Raw genomic sequence first — 5166 nt, 5'->3', positions numbered from 1 at the left:
TGATAATTTAAGTGGCTGTGCTTGTCTATGTTTTCAAGGAATCTGTAATATGAAAAATGGATATCCATATTTTGAAAGAAATATTATCACAGGTTAATGGATTAATCAAGGGGTGTAATTGACTGGTATCGAGCCAAATCAGTTAATGAAGAAAAAAACAATTAATCATTTTTATGCTCTTTATGTACGATAAGTGATTTTATTGCTTATTGTATAATGAATTTTTTTGAAAAATTTTAAAAATTTTTCTACATTAGTAATATCAATATTTAAAAATGAAGAAATAATGCCAAGTAATCCTCTTATTTTTAAGCTATAAGAACCTTCCACTACTGTCTTCCAAAAATATTTTTTTGCCTCTGCTGATTCACCGGCTGAAAGTTTGTATTGTCCTATAAGCCAGTAGTTATGTGCTATTATTATTTTTTTATTTAAAAAGAGATAATTCTGTTTACCTGCATTCTTGTCAAGAAAATTTTTTGATATATTTGCAGTATCTATAAAAAATTTTTTTGGGAATTGACTTGTTGTCTGTTGTGCATGCACTCTCCAATATCCAGTAACATCTTCGCAAAAACGGAATTCTCCCTTCGTGGAAAGTTCCAGCCAGGTAGGATAGTCCGTAAAACAGGTACCAGGAATCTGCTGAAACCCACCAATACCTAAAATTGCTTCCTCCCTTACCATTACACTTACTGCCGGAATAATAAAATTAGTTAATAACAGCTTATTTAAAGCATAGCCAACAGGTCTGTTTTCATAAATATTTCTCAATTTATTGTTTATTTTAGGAAATGGAACAATGCCTATTGATTTACCCTCAAAGTTCACAATTACCCCCTTTCCCCATGCCAAAACAACTTTATCCTCCCGGAAACATGGTATCTGCTTCTCCAATTTATTTTCAGGCCAGAGATCATCACCTTCTAAGATTGCTAATAATTCTCCTCTTGAAAGATTTAATGCTTCATTATAACATTCCGATAACTTGCAGATACCATAATTCTTTTCATGCCTGAGATACTTTATTCTATTATCAACTCTAGCATAATGGAGTGCTATAGCCTCAGTTCCATCAGAAGAAAAATCATCAACAATAAACATCTCCCAATTAGGATATGTCTGCTTAATTACACTCTTAATAGTATGCTCAATAAACTTCTGATGATTGTAAGTAGGAGTAATTATGGAAACTAATGGATAATAATCGTCTTTTAAATTATTTTGCATTGTCATCCCTCAATGTAATTAACTTCATTCATTTTTTATCAATCTTAAATCAGCAGTATTGTTACCCAATTAAGTCGTATTTTTGTATTCTTAATTTCAATAATGTAAAAATAAAACTTCATTACCTTCTTTCTTACTTATCGTAAACAGTAATTTTTCTCTAACCACATTCTATATTCTCCACTTTTTACCCTATTAACCCATTCTTGATTTTTCATATACCAGGCAATGGTAACATCTAAACCTTGGTCAAAATCCTTCTCCTGCTTCCATCCCAACTCTCGTTTTATCTTCTCACAGTTAACAGCATACCTTAAGTCATGTCCTGGTCTATCTTTTACAAAGGTGATTAGCTTCTTATAGCAATCCTTTTGTTTTCCCTGAATTTTAGCAATCTTCTCACATAGGCAGTTAATCAGTTTAATGTTTTCCCATTCATTATCACCACCAAGATTATAGCTTTCTCCAGCATATCCATCATTCATAATCTTCCAGATTCCCTGGCAATGGTCTTCTACAAAGAGCCAGTCTCTAATATTTTTTCCACACCCATAAACAGGTAGTGACTTCTCTTCTAATATATTTAATATTATCAGTGGAATTAATTTTTCCGGAAATTGAAATGGTCCATAATTATTAGAACAATTAGAAATTGTAACCGGCAACCCGTAGGTTTTAGAATACGCCCGGACCAGATAGTCTGAGGATGCCTTTGACGCAGAATAGGGACTGCTAGGTTTGTAAGCTGAATTTTCGTAGAACTGTTCTCCGTCTCCTGCAGATCCATATACTTCATCAGTACTGACATGATGGAATATTAATTGCTTATAATCATCTATTGGCCAAATTTTTCTGGATATTTCCAGTAAATTAAAGGTACCAAAAATATTGGTTTGGATAAAATCTCTCGGTCCAAATATCGAACGGTCTACATGCGATTCAGCAGCAAAGTTTACAACAGCATCAATATCATATTTAATGAAAATATCTGTCATTCTCTTAGAGTTACAGATGTTGGTTTTTTCAAAAAAATATCTTTTATTTTCAAATTCTTTCTCAACTATTTCCAGATTCTCTAAATTACCGGCATATGTTAATTTATCCACATTTATTATTCTTCCTCTAAAAGCAGTCTGATAAAAAATATAATGAATAAAATTTGAGCCGATAAAACCTGCACCGCCAGTTACTAAAATATTTTCTAATTTTCTTTTCATAATTAATACACACCGACTTTCTCTTAAAATAAGACAATTATTATTAACCCAGCATGCATTTAGATATTTACTTATAACTTTGAATTCAAATATATTAAGGCTTTAAAAAATCTGTCAACGCTTCCTCCCAATATCGAATCTCTAAATTCAGCTCTTTTTTTATTTTTTCTTTATTTAAAACTGACCATCTTGGTCTATCAGCTAAGCTATTAAGTTCCCTGGTTTTTATAGGTATAATTTTTATCTTCTTACGATAATCAACTATTCCAAGAAATCTTGATTTTTTATAAAGTTCTTCTGCAAATTTATACCAGTTCGAAATCCCTTCATTTGTAAAATGATAAATACCGAATTTGTTAGAATTATCAGTAATTATTTTCAGGATAACCGCCGCTAAGTCAACTGCGTAAGTCGGGGAACTCCATTGATCAGATACTAAACTTATCTCTTCACGCTCCTGTAGTAACCTTAAAAGATTTGAAGCAAAATTTCTTCCATTTTTACCGTATAACCAGGCAGTTCTGATTATATAGTAATGGTCGAATATCCTTTTTATCTCTTCTTCCCCGGCTAACTTACTCTTTCCATATACATTTATCGGATTTGGTTTATCTTCTTCTTTATAGGCCATTGCATCTTTCTCAAATCTTCCGTCAAATATATAATCAGTAGAAAAATGAATTAGGTTGATCTCTCTTTCAGCTGAAAATAAGGCAATATTCTTAACTCCGTCTTTATTAATTCTGAAAGCTTTTTCCGGCTCCAACTCTGCCTTGTCTACCTGGGTATATCCTGCACAATTAATTATCCATTTAATATTCTTCTCTCTGCCAAAACTTTCTATGTCCTTAAAGTTAGTAATATCTACCTCACTGCTACTAACGCAATATTCGATATTGTATCTTTCTAATAATTTTCCTATTTCCTGTCCTAACATTCCCCTATTTCCAATAAGCCAAATCAATTTTACTTATCCTCTCTGATAAAATCTAAATAGAACTCATCTCTATAATCTTCATGCCTTATTTCATCAACTTCTTCTTTCTTCTGCCATCCCTTATACAATTGGTTTGGACAATTTATGACCATACCCTGTTCTGTTGATATATTCTTATAACCATGAACAACCTGTGCCGGAACAATTAACAAGATAGGATTATTTTCCCCGCCAATTATTTCTATACAATTGTTTCGAGTCTTTGAATTTTCACGGTTATCCCAAAGTTTTGCCCGGAAACTTCCTGGTCCGATAAAACAAAAAATATCTGTTTGATACAGATGTTCATGGGGACCGCGAAATATACCGGGTTTTGTAAAAGATACATAACCCATTTCCGGGTTTAAGCCTTCAGGAAGGTTATCACTTCGATATATCTCTACTAAAAAACCTCTTTCATCATTATGTACTGTTAATTTCTGAATAATTACACCATCAATATCCCCTCTTTTAAATTTCATCTTTTTTAACCTCATTTATCTCATCTTATCTATGAGTATTTTTTCTAAGTATTCTTTGTAATTATTACCGGGAAGCCGGTTGATTATCCTTTTCAGCTGGTTAGCTTTTATAAAACCCATCAGGTAAGCAACCTCTTCAATACAGCCAATCTTAAGCCCCTGCCGTCTTTCAATAGTAGCAATATAGTTTGAAGCATCAATCAGGCTATCCGGAGTACCGGTATCCAGCCAGGCATATCCTCTTCCCAGGATTTCTACTTCCAGATTGCCCTGCTGCAAATATTTCATATTAACATCAGTAATCTCCAACTCACCTCGGTCTGATGGAGATAATTGTTTGGTAATTTCAACTACCCTATTATCATAAAAATACAGACCTGGCACTGCGTAATTTGACCTGGGTGATTTTGGTTTTTCTTCAATACTTAAAACTTTTTTATTATGATTAAATGAAATTATTCCATATCTTTCAGGATCTGAAACCCAGTAACCAAAAATACATGCCCCATTCTCCAATTTTGCTCTTTTCTGTAATTTTTTTGAAAAATTATGACCATAAAAAATATTGTCTCCTAATATTAAACAAACCGGACTTTTCCCAATAAATTCTTCTCCAATAATAAAAGCCTGTGCAATACCCTCAGGCTTTGGCTGACCCTGATAGGAGATATTTAACCCAATTTCTTCACCATTGCCAAACAAATCCTCAAAGTTAGGCAGACTCCGGGGAGTAGAAATGATTAATATATCTCTAATACCAGCCAGCATCATGGTTGATAATGGATAATAAATCATCGGCTTATCATATACAGGTATAAGCTGTTTACTTATTGCTTTAGTAGAAGGGTTGAGACGGCTGCCGGAACCACCTGCCAAAATAATACCTTTCATTTTCTGACTCCTTATATTTCAATTTATTTATTGATTATTTCTTTAATAAGGCGAACAATTGTATCAACTGTATCTATGGACAAATCTGTATATAATGGAAGGCATAAAATTCTGTCTGAGACTGAATGAGCAATATTCAACTTGTTTTTATTTACTTTGTAGTTATTTTTGCTGTCCAAAAAATAATCAAAATCAGCTGTAAGTGGGTAGAAATACTTTCTTGTCTTGATATTATGCTTATTAATCAACTCTGAATATATCTTGTTTCTTATTTGATTATTTTCAAAACATTCAGGCATATAGATGTAATTATATCTGGAAGCAATAATTTTCTGGAAACTTATACCGGGAATATCTGCTAACTTCTCTT

Annotated in this window: 6 protein-coding genes; all 6 read right to left on the bottom strand. The window is 32.6% G+C overall.

Annotated features, from left to right (window positions below; translation table 11 throughout):
• Nucleotides 1-180: 180 nt before the first annotated feature.
• A complete protein-coding gene (locus PHQ99_07710; GenBank protein ID MDD4289455.1) occupies nucleotides 181-1230 on the bottom strand; it encodes a glycosyltransferase family 2 protein in 1050 nt (349 codons plus the stop codon).
• 137 nt (nucleotides 1231-1367) lie between these two features.
• On the bottom strand, nucleotides 1368-2447 hold the full coding sequence (gene rfbB, locus PHQ99_07705; GenBank protein ID MDD4289454.1) for a dTDP-glucose 4,6-dehydratase: 1080 nt from the start codon (nucleotides 2445-2447) through the stop codon (nucleotides 1368-1370).
• 94 nt (nucleotides 2448-2541) lie between these two features.
• Nucleotides 2542-3411, bottom strand: coding sequence for a dTDP-4-dehydrorhamnose reductase (gene rfbD, locus PHQ99_07700; protein MDD4289453.1), 870 nt, complete (start codon nucleotides 3409-3411; stop codon nucleotides 2542-2544).
• Nucleotides 3412-3413: 2 nt separating this feature from the next.
• Nucleotides 3414-3905: a dTDP-4-dehydrorhamnose 3,5-epimerase family protein gene (locus PHQ99_07695; protein MDD4289452.1), complete on the bottom strand. Its 492-nt coding sequence runs from the start codon at nucleotides 3903-3905 to the stop codon at nucleotides 3414-3416.
• Between the two features lie 15 nt (nucleotides 3906-3920).
• A complete protein-coding gene (gene rfbA / locus PHQ99_07690; protein MDD4289451.1) occupies nucleotides 3921-4796 on the bottom strand; it encodes a glucose-1-phosphate thymidylyltransferase RfbA in 876 nt (291 codons plus the stop codon).
• A gap of 23 nt (nucleotides 4797-4819) precedes the next feature.
• Nucleotides 4820-5166: DegT/DnrJ/EryC1/StrS family aminotransferase (locus tag PHQ99_07685; GenBank protein ID MDD4289450.1), on the bottom strand; the 347-nt coding region annotated here is incomplete at its 5' end.

Source organism: Atribacterota bacterium (genome assembly GCA_028703475.1).
In the GTDB taxonomy this organism is placed as follows: domain Bacteria; phylum Atribacterota; class Phoenicimicrobiia; order Phoenicimicrobiales; family Stramentimicrobiaceae; genus JAQVMU01.
This window is presented reverse-complemented; position numbering and strand designations above follow the sequence as displayed.

Excerpts from the sequence above, each read along its gene's own strand:
- PHQ99_07710 (MDD4289455.1), bottom strand. The coding sequence starts at position 1,230 with ATGCAAAATAATTTAAAAGACGATTATTATCCATTAGTTTCCATAATT.
- rfbB (MDD4289454.1), bottom strand. The coding sequence starts at position 2,447 with ATGAAAAGAAAATTAGAAAATATTTTAGTAACTGGCGGTGCAGGTTTT.
- PHQ99_07695 (MDD4289452.1), bottom strand. The coding sequence starts at position 3,905 with ATGAAATTTAAAAGAGGGGATATTGATGGTGTAATTATTCAGAAATTA.
- rfbA (MDD4289451.1), bottom strand. The coding sequence starts at position 4,796 with ATGAAAGGTATTATTTTGGCAGGTGGTTCCGGCAGCCGTCTCAACCCT.